The following is a 19,189-nucleotide window of genomic DNA, read 5'->3' on the forward strand; positions in this document are numbered from 1 at the left end:
ATTGTGACTTAAATATTCATTCATCCGTTATATCAACTTTACGATACGATTTTCCCCCTACTATTATCAATTGTCCTATCGCCAGAGCTGCTGCTTGTTCCTTTCTAAGAAGTGTTGTACATGTCTGCCTCGACCAATATAACAGCCTTTTGTAAAAAGAATGTTCCGGCAGTGTTAAGATTTTTTATTATTCCGTTACGATCTGACAGGCTTTGGAAGCTATAGCAAAGTTGGCAAGCTTCGAAGCTATCAAAAGTATTCAGGCAGCATGTGGCCTGGATTTCTTATCCATTTCACTTACTTTTTGGGGCTACTGTAAAACTGCCTTTGAATTCTCCCGAGCCCAACATAAACTCATATTTCCCTGGTTGGGGGTCATCCAAGAGAAATGCATTTTTACCGTTTTTTAATAGGGTATCGATCTTTAAATCCTTGGAAACCAGCTTCAAGCCGCTGCTTGTGTTTGAATTCACATTAAAAATCACCTTGATCATCGTATTCGCCTTAAATTCGGTATTTTTTGGATTGAAGCCGGAAGCGGTCACCTCAATCGTTGCTATTTGAAGATCATTCTCTTCATCCATTGCGGTAAGTTGTGTTTCTTTTTGTCCTATTTGTCCAAGCGCAATTGTATTGGTGTTCAATGTGACGACAGCGAGCATAACGAAAACTGCCGAAGCGAGAAGAAGGGTTGGGAAGTAAGAAGAGGAACGAGCTGTTCGGGTAGAGACAGCCTCCTTCGGCTGCACCTTATTTATTTGGCGATCAAACACACTCAACAGCAAATAGCTGCAAACGATATAACCCAAATCCGTAATCATAATGGCATCGCTGGAGATAAAAATCATTCTGCCTGTAGCTATACCCAGGATAACCCCTATTATTCCGGACAATATGGCATTGATCCTGTCCAGCTTACAGAAGGGTTGACCTGCAAGAAATCCAGCCAGAATGGCAAATAAACCACTCATGATGATGCTGGGAATGATCTGGTATTCCAAGGTTTGAACGGACAGAATACCGATAAATCCGCTGGAGACGGCAACCATCACCATGAGGCTCAGCTTTCCGATTGGACTCTTGATGAATCCCTTGTAGCGATGTATGCGAAAAATGAAATATCCGGTAATAAGAAGCACGATAAATAAACTTCCAACGCTAAGCAGCAAAACAAAACACCTCTTTATTCGTTATGCGAACGTTATAGTTTTGAAGCAAAATTCCAATCGGGATAAACGTACGGAACACTTGGCTCTGCTGCCGGCTCCACTTTTTCCACTCTAATTTTGATTACAGTTTGTCCGTTGTACACGGTTTTCGCTATTTTTCCAGTAACCGTCACCCATGAATCGTTCTTAAAAGCACTGGAATCCGTCGCTTCCGCTATAATTCCATAAGGAGATATATCTGCTATACAATGTGTCATACCCATTCTGCCTACAATGAACTGATTGCCTTGCAAGCCTGCTTCCCTATATACAAATCCTTTGATTTGGATCTCTTTGTCCTGGAAATTGTCTGCAAAGGAGTTTAAAGCATGCAGCTTCTCAATAAACCACTCATCCTTCATCTCAATTAAAGGCTGCTTGTACACCACCATTCCCAGCCTTGCATAATCCCGATCATATACATTAGCTTTAAATAATTGCTTCAATGCCGGATCTTCGTTGCCTCCCAGCTCAACCAGCTCTCCTCCTGCCTGATTGCCGCGAGCCGTATAACCGCCCAAATTCATCCCTTTTTTATCAACCAGAGAGCTCGCAATCGCTTTATTGGGCAAGCACGCTCCTAGCACAAGCGGTATAATAAACAACCCGTAAATAACTACACTTTTCCATAAGGGCGCATCCATTTCATGGGTATGGTGATGCCCGAAAGCATGGTCATGTGAATGGCCCGTGGCCTGATGATCGTGACCGCATGCACAAGGAATCACTTGCTGCTTCAAGGAAAGAAAAGCGATATAAAATTGAAAACCCGCTGTAATAAAGAGCACTATATCTGCTAATTTCACATATATAACAATTTGCGGAACGATAAATTGAAGAATATCACCCGACAATAACAAGAACGCGGTATATACTGCGAATCCGGTTAAAATCGCTGCTCTCATGAAATGATGAACACTGGCAGAGCTGATTTTTATACGCATATATGAACCTTCCTTACTTGGCTTAATGGAATTAACTTAATTGAACATCCAATGCAGCGCCAATGTGCTGGCAAAAACAAATACAAATACTAGAGAACCGAGCAGTACGACGAACCTTGTTTTAAAAACCGCCAGCATCATAAGAAGCCCTTTTAAATTCAACATGGGGCCAAACACCATAAAGCCGACCAGGGAGCTATTCGAAAATGTCGTTTGAAAAGATTGTGCAACGAAAGCGTCTGCTGTTGAACAAAGCGATAAAATAAAACCAAGCCCCATCATGATTAAGCTGGAGCTAACCATATTATTCCCCATCGATGCTAAGCCGTTTTGTGAAATAAAGACCTGCAGCAGCCCAACCAGCATGGAACCGAACACCAGGTATTTGCCCATCTCAAAAAATTCACTCACGGTGTGACTCATAACCTCCATAAGCTTGTTTCCTGCAGACGGACTATGACTATGATCATGGTCGTGATTATGATTATGGCTATGATCATGGTTATGGTTGTGGCCGTCATCGAAATGGCGCTGCGCTGCATGCTCCTTATTTCCGGATTCCCGGTCTTGTCCGCTTTTGATCGGCAGCGATTCCTTCAATTGATTCGGATTGACAAACCGATAAATAATAAGGCCTACGATGAGCGCTACGACAACCGCTACTCCCATGCGGCTATAGGCTACTACCGGTTGGCTGCGGAATGCCGTTAAGGTTGATAAAAAAACGATGGGGTTCAATATCGGTCCTACCAATATAAATGTGGAGGCTACGTACAAGGGCATCCCTTTTTTAATTAAATTACGGATCGCTGGGACCATGCCGCACTCACATATAGGAAAAATAATTCCCAATACGCCTGCGGTCAGGATACCCAGAAACGGATTTCTCGGAATTAATCGCCTGATGGTCTGTTCCGATACAAATACCTGCAGAATGGCTGAAACAAACACTCCTATTAAAATAAACGGCAGGGCCTCGATAATAATGCTAATCAGCATCATTTTAAAAACCTGCAGCTTGGGATTGCTTAATACAGCTCCAAAATCCTGACCAGTGAACAGATACAAAATCAACACAATAATCAGACAGACAATGACCAGCAGATTGCTGTTCGATGGTATAACCTTACCCTTATGCGTAGTTGTGCTTCGCAAGATTTCGCCTTCTTCTATGTTAATATTCTTTCTGCCAACCAGAATCCGCCTAATATAAAGGCAAGCGAAGATACAGCGATAACTGCTCTTCTGGAATGGTTCCATTGTTGTAATTGGGCAAGCAAAGGTAAACATATAACGACTATTAATAGCTGTACGACTTCGATTCCAATGTTAAAACTGGCCAAATCGATTGCCAGCTCGCTTGTAGGTATATTCATCTCCTGGAGAATGTCAGCGAAGCCCATTCCATGAATCAAACCGAACAGGAAGGTCAAGATCCAACGGTTGTTCACATCTTTGCGGAAAATATTTTCCAGAGCGACATAACATATACTGAATGCAATCGCAGGCTCGACAATTTGAGGCGATACATGAAGCCAGCCTACAACCGATAACGTCAAGGTCAGGCTATGGGCTATCGTAAAGGCGGTTATGACTCCGGCAAATTTTTTGAAGCTTTGTCTGGCAATTAGAAGCGCAAGCAAAAACAATAAATGGTCATAGCCTGTAAGAATGTGATTGATGCCAAGCTTAAAAAACGATAGCCACCCTGTGGTCATATCGGTTTCGTTCATCGCCGTATTTTGTGACTGCGGGTCCGTCTCAGCCTGTGAAGCCTCCTGTGTCTTGGGGTTATCTGATGACAAGCCCGCGTACGCACTCTCAGATAACATCATGGACCACATTCGATTTTTGCCTGACAACGCCGAAGTGCTCTTTTGAGCTCCATAATTAATAGTTAACAGATTGACATAATTGGTTTTTGGGTCATTTTCGTATAAATGATCCGTCAATGTGATTGCCTGTGAGGCAGATACAGCTGGAAAGGTGACACTAAGAACGAGCTGTGTTGCTTCACCTAGACGATTAAGGGTAATTTGATTCACACGCAGCCACGTCTGCGGCTCGCCATTTATTTTTAAAATTACATTCTCCTTAATAACCGATTCAATCCGGCTTTGTACCGCTTTAAATTCTTCAGCATCCAGCATTCCGTTTTTGTTATCGTCGCCTTCAGTTAACTCGATAACCGACAATTCATCAATTACATAGGTCATTTCGGTTTGAGCTTTTGTAAATTGTAAAGTCGTGTAGCTTGCACTATATGCATGCGCTTGTACGGTTTGTGTGTTGGTAAAGCTCAGTACACAACAAACCAATATCAAGCACCACACCATATGCAGTCTACGATGTAACCATGAAGTGGGGGTTGATACAGCTTTCAGTCGATACACAGATGTCCCTCCTAATTTTATACCTTTACGAGCATACAACATGCTAAGTATAACGACCTATTGTAAAAAGAAAGGCAAGTACAGATTAAATTTACGTAAAGTTTCCTGTGTGTCTGCCTTGCCAAATAAAAAAACAACAGTCGATTCCACGTTGACCAACGGGATTGACTGCTGCTTGAAACTTACTATCACAAAGACCATATGTCAAAAAAACTTCTTCGCCCCCTGCTCCGACTTTAAGATTTCCACAGCCTCACGAAACCGTAAGGAATGAACCACTTCCCGCTCCCGCAAAAATTTCAGACCGTCCTGCAGATCCACATCGTCCGTCATATCAATTAACCATTGGTAGGTAGCTCTCGCCTTTTCTTCCGCTGCAATATCCTCATAGAGATCGGCGATAGGATCACCTTTCGCCTGAATATAGGCTGCCGTCCAAGGCACTCCTGAAGCATTCGTATAAAATAAAGCCCGGTCATGGCTGACGTAGTAGTCATCAAGCCCGGCAACCTTGAGCTGTTCGATACTCAAGTCTTTCGTGAGCTTATAAACCATTGTGGCAATCATTTCCAGGTGCGCAAATTCCTCCGTAGATATATCTGTCAGAAGACCGATGATTTTATCCGGAATTGCATAACGCTGATTCATGTAGCGCAGCGCGGCGGCAAGCTCACCATCCGCACCTCCATACTGCTCCAGCAGCAGCCTGGCCATCCGGGGATCGCATTTACTGACCCGTACCGGATACTGCAGCTTTTTCTCATAAACCCACATGGCTGAGTCGCCCCTCTCGTCATATAAGCCGATTAAACCTGCCAAGGCCATGGCGTATCGATCCACTGCCAAGGCTGTCGTGTAAAGCTTTGACCAAAGCTTTTGAGTGGGCCGAAATGTTGTTCAAAACGCCCTGCAAGATGCATTCTCTTTTGCGCAAATTGGTTATACTGTTGTATGGCCTGGGTATCCCGCGGATGCGTATCCAAATATAAAGTGAGCTCCACCAACACAAAGTCAACCTCTTGAAGCTCCAACAGCATTGTATAGAATTGCTCCGGCATTGTATGTTCCATAGCCTGCAGCTCCTTCAAAGTTTTGCTCAGCAAATGGGTCTTCACCCAAGTTTGCGGTGCTTTTATACAGCGGCTCTACGCGCAGCTTCACTAGCATTTAGACTCATAAGGACTAAAGAGTGCAGGCCATAATGTGCCATGCCTTAACGCTTCCTGTGGACTAAACTGGGGTAAATTCATCGGTTGAAATTGGATATATAATTGTGGTGGTGTTGAAAAAGTTTTCACTCGTATAGGCGGACACGGATCACAGGGACCTACATAGGGAAACCAGGCCTTTTCCTGATGCATGATCATACCTCCTTCCCGGGTTCTAGTGGTGTGAACTCCTTATTCCTATGTATATAACCGTTTCCTGTCCATTATGAGTGCTTAATCAAAAACAAAAAACGACGATACGTGGGATCGCCGTTTGGGTTGCTCTTATTATGGATTTTATAATTTAATACTTAGCTTCATTACACCGACTCGACGAAGCGCCATATACACAATGATGAGGGATGGCCCGAGAATAAGTCCAATCACACCTACCAGCTTAAAGCCGATGTACATACTGATCAAGGTTGCCAATGCGTTAATACCGACCGCGTTTCCGATAATTTTGGGTTCAACCAGCCTGCGAAACAGCATGATCACGACCAGCAATATCAGCAAACCGATACCCAGCGACACATTCCCGGACAAGATACTGTATAACGCCCAAGGGACAAGTACCACGCTCGTTCCAAGAACCGGCAGGACATCTACCGCCACAATCAACAAAGCGATCGCCAGCGGGTATTCTGTTCGTAAGAAGAGCAGTCCGATCAATGTTACAAAATAGGTAAGGAAGCTGATCAGCAATTGAGCGAAAATAAACCCGAACAGCGCTTTTCTCAGATCATACAGAACACTTATGATTTTGGGCTGTGATTTACCTTCAAAGATGTCCACGAACGACTGATACAAGGCAGGCAAGCTCAAGGAGATCAGATAAAGTCCGATGACAAATACGGCTGAAAATATAAACAAATTAGGTATCGTCCGCGCAATGTCCAGAAAATAAACCGATATGGCCGTAATAATCTCCTTCAGATTTTCCGATATCGTATTAATTACAGTCTCTATCCAGGCTTCCAGCTGTGCAGCCAAACCGACAGGCAGCGTTGTATAAAAAATTTGAGTTTTCTCAGAGGTCATATCAAAAAACAGCTGGGCTTCATTTAAATATTCAGGTGCATTTCGCCAGAACTGTATCAGCTCCGATACCATCTTGAACCCGAGTAAATAAAAGAAGCCCAGCACTCCAGCCGTAAACAAGCTGCAAATGACACCAGCCGCCCATTCCCGGCTCATCCGCGTCAGCTTCATCAACCATTGAATCGGATGTTCCAACAAGATTGCAACGAGCAGAGCCAGCATAAAAGGAAATCCAATTGTAAACATTCCATACAGCAGCAGCACACCCAATATTGCAAACAGGATCATCCTTAATGACATGAAACGGGCTTCCCCCTCATTCAGTTTCTTGAATGACTGGTTTCGCTAGTTCGGCTTTCTTATAGATCATCACTCTCATAATTCTAAGCCTTCTGACCTCCGTAATTTCGAAAACAAAATTTTCGTACTCCAGCTTCTTCCCTTTGGCGACAACGCCATCCAGCCTCGTAAACAGCCAACCGCCAATCGAATCCACCTCGTCATCCTCGATACCCAGACCCAACAGATCATCCAGATCCTCAAGCAGGACCCGTCCATCTACGGAGTAGCCGCTGCCCCTTTTTTCCACACTGGGGACCTCGTTCTCATCAAATTCATCATGAATTTCGCCGACGATTTCTTCCAAAATGTCCTCTGCAGTCAAAATACCCGCTGTACCACCATACTCATCAACGACTATCGCAAGCTGGGAATGCTTACGCTGCATCAGCTTCAGCACGTGGCTGATTTCCATCGATTCCGCCACCATCAATACTGGCCTTATGTAATCCTGCAGCTGGCGCTCCTCGTCAGGATCGGCAGTCAGCAGATCGGTAATATGAACAAAGCCGATAATATTGTCCTTATCCTCACTCGCTACGGGATAACGGGTATGCTTCGTTCTGTATACCACCTTCAAATTTTCCTCGAATGGCACCTCGGCAAATAAACAGTCCATATCCGTGCGCGGCAGCATAATTTCTCTCGCTACACGATCCGAGAATTCAAAGATATTATCAAACAGCGCGAACTCGTCCTTATCGATGTGTCCACTTCTAGCGCTTTGATTCATTAGTATGCGAATTTCTTCCTCGGTATGCGCAGCGTCATGCTCAGTCGCCGGTTTAATCCCAATCAAGCTGAGCAAACGATTCGCCGCGCCGTTCAACACCCAAATTGCCGGGAAAAATATTTTGTGAAACAGCAGGAGCGGAGCAGAAGTCCAGAGCGCAGTCCCTTCCGACCTTTGAATCGCGAGCGATTTGGGCGCCAGTTCTCCAAGCACGATATGTAAAAAAGTAATGACAGCAAAGCCAATAAACACAGACAATACCGAGGAATACCAGGCACTGTTCCAGTGAAGCAAAGCAAACAGCGGGTCCACGATCAAATGGGTAACAGCCGGTTCACCAATCCATCCAAGACCGAGTGAAGCGAGTGTAATACCAAGCTGTGTTGCCGATAAATAGACATCCAGCTTTTTCGTAACTGTGAGCGCATATTTGGCCTTAATCACGCCCTCATTGTACAGCTGTTGGAGCCTTGTTTCACGTACTTTGACCAAAGCAAACTCTGCAGCTACAAAAAATCCGTTCAGCACCACCAGCAGCAAAACCAGGAAAATATTAAGTGCAATGGATCCCCAATCAAAGCTTGTATGTGACAAAGACTTCAAACTCCTTTTCCACAAATTAACTACCCTGACTCCTTAGGGGATTTAGTGAATATCCTCCTATACAATAGCTGCTCGTTTGGTAAAATCGACATCCTTATAGTAAGAATCGACAACCAGAAGATTCGGCCCGCAGCAGCTCACCGCTGGACAATGGCAGTTCATTGAAGCATGAAGGGGATGAGCTTCCCATCGCTCAAACACCTCCTGCAGCTTATCTCTATGTATATTACCCAAAGAAGGCACATCAGAAAAGTCTGTGACAAAAACATCTCCTGTGAACAAGTTCACATTCAATCGGTTGCGTCCATCAGGATCATTACGGACTGTTACATTCGGCTCTTCTCTTAGTCTGCGCAGCAGCTGCTGATCGGCTTCACTTGTATTGCAAGCGTAATAGGGCAGCGTACCGAATAACATCCACAGGCTGCGATCGCGGCCGTCCAGCAGCTTATGTATCGCCTTGCTGTATTGATCCAATGAGAGCCTTGGCAGGCTGGCGGCAAAAGCACTCGGATACATCGGATGCACCTCGTGCCGCTTGCAGCCCATCTCGACAATAAGTTGGTGAATATCACTTAACTTATCCAATGTCAAATAATTGATCATTGATTCAGCCGAAATGAACATCCCGCCGCTGCTAAGCTTCCTTGTATTTTCAATCATCAGCTCATACAGCTTGCCTGTTGCCTTATCGGAAACCGATCGGCCCGTATGAACGAAGCCGACTCTATGAAAGTCTGCCGCTGAAGTATAATTAAAGGAAATATGCATCACATCCAGATAAGGCGCCACCATCTCGTAGCGGGAAATCGGCAGCGTCAAATTCGAATTGATCTGCGACCGAATCCCACGTTCACGGGCATATTTAAGAATGGGGACGATATAATCGCGAACCGTTTGCTCGTGATAGCTCGGTTCCCCCCCGGTAATGGAAATCGTTTCGAGGTGCTCGACCTGATCCAGCCGCTTCAGCACTTGGGCAACAGGAATTCGCGCACCTTCAGTCATTGTTAGGGCATCCCCAACTGCACAATGCTCACATCTCATGTTACACAAATTCGTTACGGTTAATTCGATACTCGTTAATATATGTTTTCCGTGCCGTTGCAGCGATCGAATCGGGTCCCAAGGATCATTCTCGGGAGACATCGCCGGCAGCATGGAACTTAGCTTCTGGTTCATGATAAAGTTCACCTGACTCTTGACGTATTTTACAACCTATTGTAGCTTATGACGGATGAAAATGAAACCTGACTTCAGCTCAAGGAGCATCCCAGCTCCTCTATGGCAGCTATCAAGCCATCTGGAACAAGAGCAGCCCAAAACCAGAAAGGCTGGTTTTGGGCTGCTCTTGTCCATGATAACTATGCGATATCATTGACTCCGGTGATCATGATCGATAATTTTTTGGACAAATCCACATCAAATGGTGCATATATCTCTTCGCCTCCAGGGGATTGAAGCACTCTTACAATAGGCCGCTGTGGAAAAATGTTGTTCAAGCCAACAACCGTTCCCATTTCGCCTGTATTCAGGGTCACATTAATCCCGAGCGGATATATCGCTATTTTATCACGAAAGAGCTCAATTTTTTTCTTTTCATACAAGGTTTCGGTTCCGGTAAAAATGATCTCCATCGCTTGATGCGGCAGCATCGCTCTCCGATATACTCTGTGAGTAGTCATCGCGTCATAGGAATCCACCAGTCCGATCCACTTGGCATAATCATGGATCTCTGTACCTTCAATACCCCGCGGGTACCCGCTTCCGTTCAGGCGCTCATGATGCTGAAACGCGCAGTGTGCGGACAGCAACGGAATATTCGGCTCATCCTTAAGCAGCTTGAAGCCGTACTCGGTATGTCTTTTCATACAATCGAATTCATAATCCGTCAATTGGGCATTTTTACGAAGAATCTCGTACGGAATCTGCGTCTTACCGATATCATGCAGCAGTGAACCGAGACCCAGTGTCATCAGATCATTTCGGTTATAACCGTAGGCCATGCCCAGCAATGTGGCGTAGATACAGACATGCAGGGAATGCTGAAACAAATAATCGTCCATCACACTCATGTTGGTGAGCATAATCATGGCGTCCTTATGGCTGCTGAGATCATCTATAATCAGATTCATCACTTCACCAAAGTTTTTACCCAGCTGGTTGTACCCCGCTGTTTTATTTTTTATAGAATTATCCATCAATCTGCGAAACGAGGTCCGGATCTCAGTAATAGCCTTGAATCTGGTCTCCTCGCTCAGCAATTGCGGAATGATGATATCAGCCGTTCTTGGATCAGCAATATAAATAAAATCAACACCGTACTTGCCAAGCCGATTGATCAGCGTCTGCGTTAATTCGACTCCTTCTGCAAGAAGGACAAGTCCTTCTTCGTTGTAGATCTTTTTACCGAGCTTCATCCCAGGTCGAACTATATGGATAGGCAGCAAACGCATAGGACAAACCACGTCTTCTTTCTACTAGGAAGTTAATATGTTCTAAGCCTAAATGTAATAGATTCCGTATAAAAGAGCAATACACTTTTGCAAAATCCGACACCAAAATCAGGCTTTTTTCAAAAAATAAGGCGTAATACGCAGAAGTCTGACGAAAAGTCGGATCATTTGTGAAACTTTTCAACTAGAAAGCTGTTTGCTATATGACAATTAGCCTATTGAAATCAGGTATTTTCCTGAACCTTACTGCATATGTATGGGTATTCCCGTAAATCGCTATTGTCGGACATGCCATAACAAGCTAAAATAGAATAGGTTTGCACAAAATATGTGGGAGGCTCTTATGCTAAGTTTAAATTACTGGGTTTCAATTTTGATGGGTATCGTAGAAGGTCTGACCGAATTTTTGCCTGTATCTTCTACCGGACACATGATTCTTGTGCAATCGCTGCTCGGAATTCCCGAGGAAGACACGATGATGAAAATATTTGAGGTCGTTATTCAGCTCGGAGCTATTATGGCCGTCGTTGTTTTGTATTGGAAAAGGCTGCTTAGATTGTTTGGCCTGAAAAAAAATCCGGTACGCACAGGAAAGAGCAGTCTGAACCTCATCCATATTTTGATCGGAATTTTGCCTGCAGGTATTATGGGGCTGCTGCTTAACAAAATTGTGGATAAATACTTATTTTCTCCAAAAACCGTCATGATCAGCTTGGTGATCGGTGGGATTTTGCTTATTATCGGGGAAAGACGAGCTGCCAAATACGGCTCCAAAGCGAAGGACCTTGACGACATTACCTATAAGCAAGCATTTTTCATTGGACTGTACCAAATTTTGGCCGTTGTGTTTCCAGGCTTCTCCCGTTCAGGCGCAACCATTGCCGGAGGTATGATGAACGGTGTAAGCCGCAGCGCATCTGCTGACTTCACATTCATATTGGCAATACCGCTCATGTTCGCTGCTTCCGGTTTGGTTGTAATCAAATCGTACCACTTGTTTACCGCTGATCTTATCGGTTATTTCATTGTTGGATTCATCGTTTCCTTCATTGTTGCCTTGCTTGCTGTCATGACGTTCATCAAGCTTGTGCAAAATACAAGTCTGTCTTATTTTGCCTACTATCGTTTTGCTGTTGCCGCTATATTCGCAATTTACTTCTTTACGATGAAATAGGAAATGAAATCTTAAACGAGGAATTACATCCTTGTCCATCAGCCCTGCCCTGGCTTTTTGCCGGGGTAAGGCCGTTTAACAAATAGCTGCAACGATTATATGAATTAAAGGTGGATGAAGGATGGCCGTCACTAATCATAGAGAATACTTCCGACTTTCCCTGCAAATCCCCCTTTCCGCCCAGTTAAAAATCATTGGCATCAATCAAGTCATGGTCGATACGAAGTATGCTCAAATTATCGTCGTGGACATTAGTGCAGGTGGGTTGCGCATCCATTCCAAGCTCGACCTCCCGCTGAATATCGATTTGCTGCTCGAATTCAGATTTTCCCTATTTGACAAACAAATGAAAATCCTTGGTACCCTCACAAGAAAATCCATTTTCCAGCCGCAGCTGTTCGAATATGGCATTCAATTTTCGCTGGATGAACAGGCCCATAGTGTGTTAATCAGTAAGCTGAATCTTCTCCACATTCGACTTCGACAAACCAATGTCATTTCAAGCTGCAGCTTTTGCTCAGAGGAGGAGCTTAAGGACTTTTATTCAAACCCGTAGCATCAGCTTGCTTCCAACGCTTGATCAAGCTGGCTTGAACCGCTCCCGTTTCCTGAAGCTCCTCGCGGATGACATCCCGAATAAAGTTAGGCAATATATACTCAATCTGCTTACCCTCCGATAATGAAAGAAAACCGATTCCAAAGGTGAACATATCAAGCGTCCCCACTACATACTCCTTTTCCCTGACCAACTGCTCACTGCCGATCCATACACGTTTGATTTTGGCATAAGCAGGCGCTGACGCGTCATATTCGACCTGCATCCCATCTACATTGAGCATACCGAGCACCTTGCCGCGAAAACCGAACCCATATAGCGGTTTTTCCATGAATTCTGGAATCCTCGACTCCTCCAGAGCCTTCCAAATCCGATCACCGGTCAACAGCATTCGGCATGGATTTATGGGAGAAGGACAAATTTGCAGCAAGCGTCCCATAGAAACGGTCCCCCTATCAAGGCCACCCAGCAGCTGTCCTGCATTGACGATAGCAATATCGGCATGAGTCCAGCGCCGTATGCCCGCAGCCAGCAAATTGCCCAAAGGCGCCTCTTCGTACCATTCCGCACTCAACGGCTGCTCCAGATAAGCAACCTGCCGCGAAAGCACCTGCTCTGAGCTTGATCGGTATTGATCAATCAGCTTCGCAATATGCGCATCAGCCGGATAGCTGGAAGCTTCATGAATCGAAACGCTCACATTCACCTTTTGTCGGGTATCAGCATCGATATCAATATCCACTACGCCAAAATATTGCCCAAACTTTCCAGCAGCGCACACATAGGTTTCTCCTATATGAAGAGGCTCCTCCAGCAGATGGTGGGTATGTCCGCCCAGGATCAGATCGATGCCCTGAATCTCATCAGCCATTCGCTGATCATTACGCAGCCCCAGATGAGACAGCACAACTATCAGATCAACCTGTGGACGCAGCTCACGCACCAGCTCAGACGTAATAGACAAGGGCTCTTTAATATCCCAGCCCAGTAATTGATAAAAATCCGGGAAATAAGCCGTCACACCAATCAGCCCTACCTTAATCCCGGCTTTCTCTATAATATGGTAGGCTTTACCCCACCTGGGTATTTGACCGCTCGTCGCCTCCAATAAATTGCTGCACAGTACGGTAAAACGCGCCTCGGAGCCATACAGCAGGTTCAAGGTATCCTGCGACAAGGTCAGTCCTTCATTATTGCCGATCGTGACCGCATCATAGCCCGTCTCGTTCATGATGGCCAGATTGGCCGAGCCCGCGCTTCCTTCCGTTTCGATGCGAACACGATCGATATGATCGCCCACATCCAGCGTAAGCGTATGCTCTTCACCTGCTGATTCGCGCAGCTCCTTAAAGGCAGCCGCAATAGACGGCATTTGTTCAAAATGGCTGTGAATATCGTTGGAGTGAAGAATTCTCAACCGCAGCATTCGTGAAGCCATAACGGCCACCTCCTATATGTATGTTATGGCTTATTTGCGGAATTTAAGCTCATCCGGTGTAACTAGATTTTTGAACCCGTAGGTTGCTTCCTGCGATAAGTCGTCCGAGTATTGGAACCGGATCTGCACAACACTTTTCACATTCAGACATTCACTGCTTCCATTGGGAACGTATAAGCGGATCGGATACCCTTTACCAAGAGGCTCACCCTTTTGTTCAAACAAAAATACAGCATCATTCAGCTCTTTCCAGGGGATCACCGCCTGAAACTCATCCACGCCCTCTACGGTCATTTGGGATGGCTCACGATCAGCACGATGCTGCTGCTGGTCGCACCATGCAGTGTGCCATTCCTTCAGCTCAAAGGCCTGACCTTGCACACCGGGAACACGTTCCTCCAAAGAAACCAGCCGCGGAGCCAAAGCTGCCATTTCCTGGACAGTGAATTCCGCATGACCGAGCACTTCATCATATACACGAATTTTCATGAGCTTCCTCCATCGTTTGGCTGCACCTGTAATAAAACGGATAATGCCTATTATACCACTATCCCTATAGAATATGGTATGCTGGAGAGAAACATCAACAAACTCAGCCTAAACATGATCTACTCAAAATAAAATTCACAAAACCTTGATCTTCAATACATATAACTATGGAGCGATTCATGATGAAATTAAATATCCGGGTTTTTGCCGGCTTGGCCGAACGGATGCAAGGACCACTTCTCCATCTCGAATGGGACCCATCGATTCCACTCACTCCCGTTCGGCTGAAGGAGCATTTACAAGCACAGTTCCCTCAGGCATCCACTTTATTGTCACAAGCCTTCATAGCTGTTAACCAAAGCTATGCGGATGATCATCAGATCATCCATGAAAGTGATGAAATTGCGATTATTCCGCCTGTATCCGGAGGCCAGCCCAAGTATGTAGAGCTGACGCGTGAAGCGATTTCCATTCAAAAAGTAACCGACCAAGTGCTGCATCCGAACCATGGGGCAGCACTCACTTTCATTGGAACAACACGGGAATGGACGCATGGCAAACGGACGACAAGGCTTGAATATGAAGCTTATGAACCGATGGCAGTCAAGACGATGCAGGAAATCGTTGAGTACATCCATAATCATTTTGATGGGGCACTATGTGCCATTACGCATCGTCTTGGAACGGTTGATATTGGTGAAATCAGCGTTGTTATCGCTGTCTCCGCTCCGCATCGAGATGCCGCCTATGAAGCCAACCGGTACGCGATAGAACGATTGAAGCAGGTCGTTCCTATCTGGAAAAAGGAAATATGGGAGGATGGCTCCGAGTGGAAGGGCCATCAGCAGGGCCCTTGGAATCCACGGGAGGCACATTAAATCATTTATCCATTTTGAATTGTTAGGGAGTTGAATCACTTCATGAATAATACAAATCTGCATCCCGAAGCCGACGGTACACCGACTACTTCCGGTCGATATTCCCGACAGCTTCTATTCGCACCTATAGGTATAGCAGGTCAAGCCAAGCTTGGAGCAGCACGTGTCGCTATTGTTGGCATGGGCGCGTTAGGTACGGTATTGGCTAATCATATGGCAAGAGCAGGAGTTGGCTTTCTGCGATTAATAGACCGGGATTTTGTGGAAGAGAGCAATTTGCAGCGCCAGATGCTGTACGACGAAGCAGATGCAGCTGCCTCGGAGCCTAAAGCCGTGGCTGCAGCCAAACGCCTTCAGCAGGCCAATTCCGATATTACGCTGGAGCCGATCGTCAGTGACCTGAATGCAATCAATGCCGAGGATTTATTGTCTGATGTCGATCTTATATTAGATGGAACCGATAACTTCAGCGTACGCTTTCTTGTCAATGATGTCAGTGTCAAGCATCGTATTCCGTGGATTTATGGGGGGGCGGTTAGCTCCCGTGGCGTTTCATTAACGATAATCCCAGGATCTACGCCTTGTCTCCGCTGTATGTTTGGCCAATCGCCAGCTCAAGGCACTGCCGAAACCTGTGATACAGCAGGCGTGATCGGCCCCATTATCCACACTGTTGCTTCCCATCAATCTACAGAAGCCTTGAAGCTGCTTGTGGGAGCCCATGAACAGCTTAACCGTAAAATGGTACATTGGGACTTATGGCACAACCAGCATGCCGCTGTAGACGTCAGCAAAGCCCGTAAAACAGATTGCCCTGCCTGTGGGCAGGAGCGTTACGAATATTTGGAGCAGGACCTCGGAGAAGACACCATTCAAACCTTATGTGGACGCAACTCCATACAAATTCAACCGCTGCATGCAGGAGCCTTTGATCTGAAGGAATGGGCAGCCAAGTGGGGTCAGCTGGGCACCGTTGAACTCAATCCTTTTCTGCTTAAATTCCATATTAATGAGGTATTGACCCTTGTCTTGTTTCCAGATGGACGTGTCCTAATACAAGGTACTGATGATCCAATTCAAGCCAAAAGCTTGTATAGTCGTTATGTAGGAATGTAAACCTAATTGCACCGAAACTTTCGTATAATTTAATTTAGTCTTGACTATTTATGGAGGTATATGGTTCGTTATGCTTATTGTCAAGTACTAGATGATTTTGATAGGATAAATGCATAAAACTGGATTTATTCTACCATTTTTTCATACTTTAGTTGAGGTGATCTTCTTGAGAGTTTCGGTTATGGATTTACAGGTTGGAGATCGCACTGGTTCTGATATTTTTAATAAAAACGGGCTCCTAGTCGTTTCTGCCCATACCGTTTTGAATTCTTCAGATATCAGTAAGCTTAACTTGCATCACATTGATTATGTCGACCTGATGATCCGATTCGACAATTCAGCTGAACATGAAGAAGAAGTTATATTGCCAGAAAAGGAAGTCTCCAAGCATGCAAAGGCTTACGAGGAGGCTGTTGACGGTATTAAGGATTTATTTGAGCAGGTTGAAAAAAGCGGAAGGCTGGACGAATCCCAGGTTAACGATAGCTTTGCTCCGCTTTCAAACGAGTTTGTTCGTGAGAGGGATGTCGTTTCGCTGCTTCTTACCTTAAATAACCAGGATGATTATACATACCAGCACAGCGTCCAGGTCGGTATGATTTCTTATTATATTGCCAAATGGCTTGGACAAACTAATGAGAGGGCTTTAATCGCTGGAAAAGCCGGTTATTTGCATGATATAGGCAAATGCCGGATTGATAAAGCCATTCTAACCAAACCGGGACGTTTGACGGATGAAGAATTCGAAGAGATCAAGAAGCATCCTACGATCGGTTACCAGCTTATCAAAGACTCCAACATGAGTGAAGCTTTAGCACAGGCTGCCCTGCAGCATCATGAGCGATTCGACGGAAGTGGTTATCCGCATGGAATTAAGGAATCTGCCATTCTCCCGCTCTCCAAAATCGTTGCCGTTGCCGATATATACAGTGCGATGATATCTTCCCGTGTATACCAGAAAAAACGCGATCTATTGTTCGTATTGAGAGAGCTTCATAGACTAAGCTTTGGCAAGCTTGATCCCAAAATTACTCAGGTATTTATTCGCAATATGATCCCTAATTTTATTGGCAAGCGTGTCCTGCTGTCATCCGGTGAGACCGGTTACATTGTTCTGACACATCCCTCGGATATGTTTAAACCCTTGGTGCAAGTGGATGATCATTTTGTAAATTTGACCGACCATCCTGAACTGATAATCGAAGAAGTATATGTATAGTCCTATATTCGTAAAATGCAGAGTATCCTGTAAAAGCGTCGCTTAACTGAGCCTTTCTCTAGAGAAAGGCTCTTTTTCATGCTGCGGTTAAAAGAAATCAGCGCGTTGTTCTAGAGCCCACCGAATCCATAGTTAATAAACAAATCGCTTGGCTTCCAGAAAGGTTTCTTTCCAATATGGCTTATTGATGTTCGTGATTTGAACACCATTTTCCGGTTCAGGCGAAGAATGAACGATACGATTATTACCCATATAAATAGCTACATGGCCCACCGTTTTATTGGTTCGAAACCGGCCTGGCACATAGAAAAACAGCAAGTCGCCTTTACGAAGCTGCTTTCTGCTGACACTGGTTCCTTCCGTGGCCTGTGCTCGTGCTGTTCTCCCCAAGGATATGCCATAACGACCATAAATGTAGCGAGTAAACGTAGAGCAATCAAATCTGCTTGACTCCGGATAGGGTGGGGCTCCAAACAAATATTTAACACCTATGTAGCTCTGGGCTTTCGAAATTAATTGATTGACATCAACATTTTTAAGCTTGGCAGCGGGAATCGCTGAATGTGTAGGTGCGGACGCCCCACCAGCAGGAGCTGCTGCATTGCTGTTGTTATTGGCAAATGAAGCTACTGACTGCTCTGCATGACCCGCGGCTGGACCTTCTCCCTTAAAAGGGTCATTCGGATCGTCCATAAAATCAGCTTCTCCACCCGTGCTCGTATCCTCAGGTCCATTAATGGGTTGAGAAGGGGTGCCTGACGATAGATCAAGCTTGACTTCTTCGTCTGTAACGACAAAATTCGTATATGATGCAAACAAGGGAGAAAGCGCTGAGACAGGCACATAAACCATCGAATTGCGCAAAATAGGCGGCTGCGCTAGCCGAATGGTCCCTTCATCCACCCGCACATCGTCAGAACCAATCTTCAACTCATAAGCCGCATCAAAATCTCCAAGCTGGTATATATTCCTATCGGCCTCCCATTTGCTATGAAGCTGCAAGGCTCGAGCCAAGTCGTTACCTGTTACATAAGAGATCCCATCATAAATGTAAATAGGTAGACGCGCCGATTCGACAGAACTCAGCGTGTTAACACCACCTATCCCTCCTTTACTGAACGTTTTCAACTGCGAGCCCGCAACTGATTGCTGCTGAACTTGATTGGGATTGCATCCACTGCCTGCAGTGGTTAAACATACCGCCAATACACTGACGATCCCGTATTTGACTGGAAGCTTCATGGTAGGCTACTCCTCTTTCTCATCATATAAACAACTGGATCGCTTGATTTGCTTCATCTACTTGCTTAGCATGAGAATTTTAAAGCTCTCTTATGCATTTTTGTTAAAAAGCAAAAAAGGCACCGCGCCTCCGAAGAGAAACGATGCCTTGC

The 19,189-nt window shown here is 45.2% G+C and carries 19 protein-coding genes; 5 read left to right on the plus strand and 14 right to left on the minus strand.

What is annotated here, in order from left to right; all coding sequences use genetic code 11:
- Nucleotides 1-293 precede the first annotated feature (293 nt).
- From LRL21_RS13160 to LRL21_RS13210, 11 genes are all read right to left on the minus strand, one after another.
- Entirely contained in the window at nt 294-1,169 is an 876-nt protein-coding gene (locus LRL21_RS13160; protein WP_240416241.1) for a cupredoxin domain-containing protein, read from the minus strand.
- Between the two features lie 32 nt (nt 1,170-1,201).
- A complete protein-coding gene (locus LRL21_RS13165; protein WP_240416242.1) occupies nt 1,202-2,152 on the minus strand; it encodes a TIGR03943 family putative permease subunit in 951 nt (316 codons plus the stop codon).
- 36 nt (nt 2,153-2,188) lie between these two features.
- Nucleotides 2,189-3,307, minus strand: a complete 1,119-nt coding sequence (locus LRL21_RS13170; protein ID WP_240416244.1) for a permease — start codon at nt 3,305-3,307, stop codon at nt 2,189-2,191.
- A 14-nt stretch (nt 3,308-3,321) separates the two neighbouring features.
- Nucleotides 3,322-4,545 (minus strand): HupE/UreJ family protein, encoded by a 1,224-nt coding sequence (locus LRL21_RS13175; protein WP_240416245.1) that lies wholly within the window; start codon nt 4,543-4,545, stop codon nt 3,322-3,324.
- A 204-nt stretch (nt 4,546-4,749) separates the two neighbouring features.
- Nucleotides 4,750-5,319: a manganese catalase family protein gene (locus tag LRL21_RS13180; RefSeq protein WP_240416446.1), complete on the minus strand. Its 570-nt coding sequence runs from the start codon at nt 5,317-5,319 to the stop codon at nt 4,750-4,752.
- Between the two features lie 32 nt (nt 5,320-5,351).
- Complete coding sequence (locus LRL21_RS13185) at nt 5,352-5,615, minus strand: spore coat protein CotJB (protein WP_240416246.1); 264 nt, start codon at nt 5,613-5,615, stop codon at nt 5,352-5,354.
- Between the two features lie 90 nt (nt 5,616-5,705).
- Nucleotides 5,706-5,906: a spore coat associated protein CotJA gene (locus LRL21_RS13190; protein ID WP_076233125.1), complete on the minus strand. Its 201-nt coding sequence runs from the start codon at nt 5,904-5,906 to the stop codon at nt 5,706-5,708.
- 144 nt (nt 5,907-6,050) lie between these two features.
- A complete protein-coding gene (gene ytvI, locus LRL21_RS13195) occupies nt 6,051-7,094 on the minus strand; it encodes a sporulation integral membrane protein YtvI (protein WP_240416247.1) in 1,044 nt (347 codons plus the stop codon).
- Between the two features lie 16 nt (nt 7,095-7,110).
- Nucleotides 7,111-8,460 carry a hemolysin family protein gene (locus LRL21_RS13200; protein WP_420832448.1) on the minus strand — a complete coding sequence of 450 codons (1,350 nt, stop codon included), beginning with the start codon at nt 8,458-8,460 and terminating at the stop codon, nt 7,111-7,113.
- Nucleotides 8,461-8,526: 66 nt separating this feature from the next.
- Entirely contained in the window at nt 8,527-9,651 is a 1,125-nt protein-coding gene (gene yfkAB / locus LRL21_RS13205; protein ID WP_240416248.1) for a radical SAM/CxCxxxxC motif protein YfkAB, read from the minus strand.
- 182 nt (nt 9,652-9,833) lie between these two features.
- The gene (locus LRL21_RS13210) at nt 9,834-10,925 is read right to left on the minus strand and encodes an HD-GYP domain-containing protein (RefSeq protein WP_240416249.1); all 1,092 of its coding nucleotides are present in this window, start codon (nt 10,923-10,925) and stop codon (nt 9,834-9,836) included.
- Between the two features lie 343 nt (nt 10,926-11,268).
- On the opposite strand from LRL21_RS13210, the gene LRL21_RS13215 reads away from it, so the two are divergent.
- Nucleotides 11,269-12,099, plus strand: a complete 831-nt coding sequence (locus LRL21_RS13215; protein ID WP_240416250.1) for an undecaprenyl-diphosphate phosphatase — start codon at nt 11,269-11,271, stop codon at nt 12,097-12,099.
- Between the two features lie 121 nt (nt 12,100-12,220).
- Nucleotides 12,221-12,655 (plus strand): PilZ domain-containing protein, encoded by a 435-nt coding sequence (locus LRL21_RS13220; RefSeq protein ID WP_240416251.1) that lies wholly within the window; start codon nt 12,221-12,223, stop codon nt 12,653-12,655.
- Here the strand turns inward: LRL21_RS13220 and LRL21_RS13225 are convergent.
- Nucleotides 12,630-14,093 (minus strand): bifunctional metallophosphatase/5'-nucleotidase, encoded by a 1,464-nt coding sequence (locus LRL21_RS13225; protein WP_240416252.1) that lies wholly within the window; start codon nt 14,091-14,093, stop codon nt 12,630-12,632. The two genes, LRL21_RS13220 and LRL21_RS13225, sit on opposite strands and share 26 nt — an antisense overlap.
- Nucleotides 14,094-14,123: 30 nt before the next feature.
- A complete protein-coding gene (locus tag LRL21_RS13230) occupies nt 14,124-14,582 on the minus strand; it encodes a molybdopterin-binding protein (protein ID WP_240416253.1) in 459 nt (152 codons plus the stop codon).
- A 182-nt stretch (nt 14,583-14,764) separates the two neighbouring features.
- On the opposite strand from LRL21_RS13230, the gene LRL21_RS13235 reads away from it, so the two are divergent.
- The 3 genes from LRL21_RS13235 to LRL21_RS13245 all read left to right on the plus strand — a co-directional run bounded on the left by LRL21_RS13235 (nt 14,765) and on the right by LRL21_RS13245 (nt 17,795).
- On the plus strand, nt 14,765-15,460 hold the full coding sequence (locus tag LRL21_RS13235; protein ID WP_240416448.1) for a molybdenum cofactor biosynthesis protein: 696 nt from the start codon (nt 14,765-14,767) through the stop codon (nt 15,458-15,460).
- A gap of 42 nt (nt 15,461-15,502) precedes the next feature.
- Complete coding sequence (locus LRL21_RS13240; RefSeq protein WP_240416254.1) at nt 15,503-16,576, plus strand: ThiF family adenylyltransferase; 1,074 nt, start codon at nt 15,503-15,505, stop codon at nt 16,574-16,576.
- Nucleotides 16,577-16,757: 181 nt separating this feature from the next.
- A complete protein-coding gene (locus LRL21_RS13245; protein ID WP_240416255.1) occupies nt 16,758-17,795 on the plus strand; it encodes an HD-GYP domain-containing protein in 1,038 nt (345 codons plus the stop codon).
- A 132-nt stretch (nt 17,796-17,927) separates the two neighbouring features.
- On the opposite strand, the gene LRL21_RS13250 is transcribed toward LRL21_RS13245, so the two are convergent.
- Nucleotides 17,928-19,037, minus strand: coding sequence for a C40 family peptidase (locus LRL21_RS13250; protein WP_240416256.1), 1,110 nt, complete (start codon nt 19,035-19,037; stop codon nt 17,928-17,930).
- Between the last annotated feature and the right edge of the window lie 152 nt (nt 19,038-19,189).

The organism is Paenibacillus periandrae (assembly GCF_022458865.1).
Classification (GTDB): Bacteria; Bacillota; Bacilli; order Paenibacillales; family NBRC-103111; genus Paenibacillus_S; species Paenibacillus_S periandrae.

What these genes read in the sequence shown, in the direction of transcription:
- LRL21_RS13185 (WP_240416246.1), bottom strand. Translation starts at nt 5,615, where the DNA reads ATGGAACATACAATGCCGGAGCAATTCTATACAATGCTGTTGGAGCTT.
- LRL21_RS13235 (WP_240416448.1), top strand. Translation starts at nt 14,765, where the DNA reads ATGAAATTAAATATCCGGGTTTTTGCCGGCTTGGCCGAACGGATGCAA.
- LRL21_RS13180 (WP_240416446.1), bottom strand. Translation starts at nt 5,319, where the DNA reads ATGTGGGTTTATGAGAAAAAGCTGCAGTATCCGGTACGGGTCAGTAAA.
- LRL21_RS13245 (WP_240416255.1), top strand. Translation starts at nt 16,758, where the DNA reads ATGGATTTACAGGTTGGAGATCGCACTGGTTCTGATATTTTTAATAAA.
- yfkAB (WP_240416248.1), bottom strand. Translation starts at nt 9,651, where the DNA reads ATGAACCAGAAGCTAAGTTCCATGCTGCCGGCGATGTCTCCCGAGAAT.
- LRL21_RS13215 (WP_240416250.1), top strand. Translation starts at nt 11,269, where the DNA reads ATGCTAAGTTTAAATTACTGGGTTTCAATTTTGATGGGTATCGTAGAA.
- LRL21_RS13165 (WP_240416242.1), bottom strand. Translation starts at nt 2,152, where the DNA reads ATGCGTATAAAAATCAGCTCTGCCAGTGTTCATCATTTCATGAGAGCA.
- LRL21_RS13230 (WP_240416253.1), bottom strand. Translation starts at nt 14,582, where the DNA reads ATGAAAATTCGTGTATATGATGAAGTGCTCGGTCATGCGGAATTCACT.
- LRL21_RS13220 (WP_240416251.1), top strand. Translation starts at nt 12,221, where the DNA reads ATGGCCGTCACTAATCATAGAGAATACTTCCGACTTTCCCTGCAAATC.
- LRL21_RS13210 (WP_240416249.1), bottom strand. Translation starts at nt 10,925, where the DNA reads ATGCGTTTGCTGCCTATCCATATAGTTCGACCTGGGATGAAGCTCGGT.
- LRL21_RS13190 (WP_076233125.1), bottom strand. Translation starts at nt 5,906, where the DNA reads ATGCATCAGGAAAAGGCCTGGTTTCCCTATGTAGGTCCCTGTGATCCG.
- LRL21_RS13240 (WP_240416254.1), top strand. Translation starts at nt 15,503, where the DNA reads ATGAATAATACAAATCTGCATCCCGAAGCCGACGGTACACCGACTACT.
- LRL21_RS13225 (WP_240416252.1), bottom strand. Translation starts at nt 14,093, where the DNA reads ATGGCTTCACGAATGCTGCGGTTGAGAATTCTTCACTCCAACGATATT.
- LRL21_RS13250 (WP_240416256.1), bottom strand. Translation starts at nt 19,037, where the DNA reads ATGAAGCTTCCAGTCAAATACGGGATCGTCAGTGTATTGGCGGTATGT.
- ytvI (WP_240416247.1), bottom strand. Translation starts at nt 7,094, where the DNA reads ATGTCATTAAGGATGATCCTGTTTGCAATATTGGGTGTGCTGCTGCTG.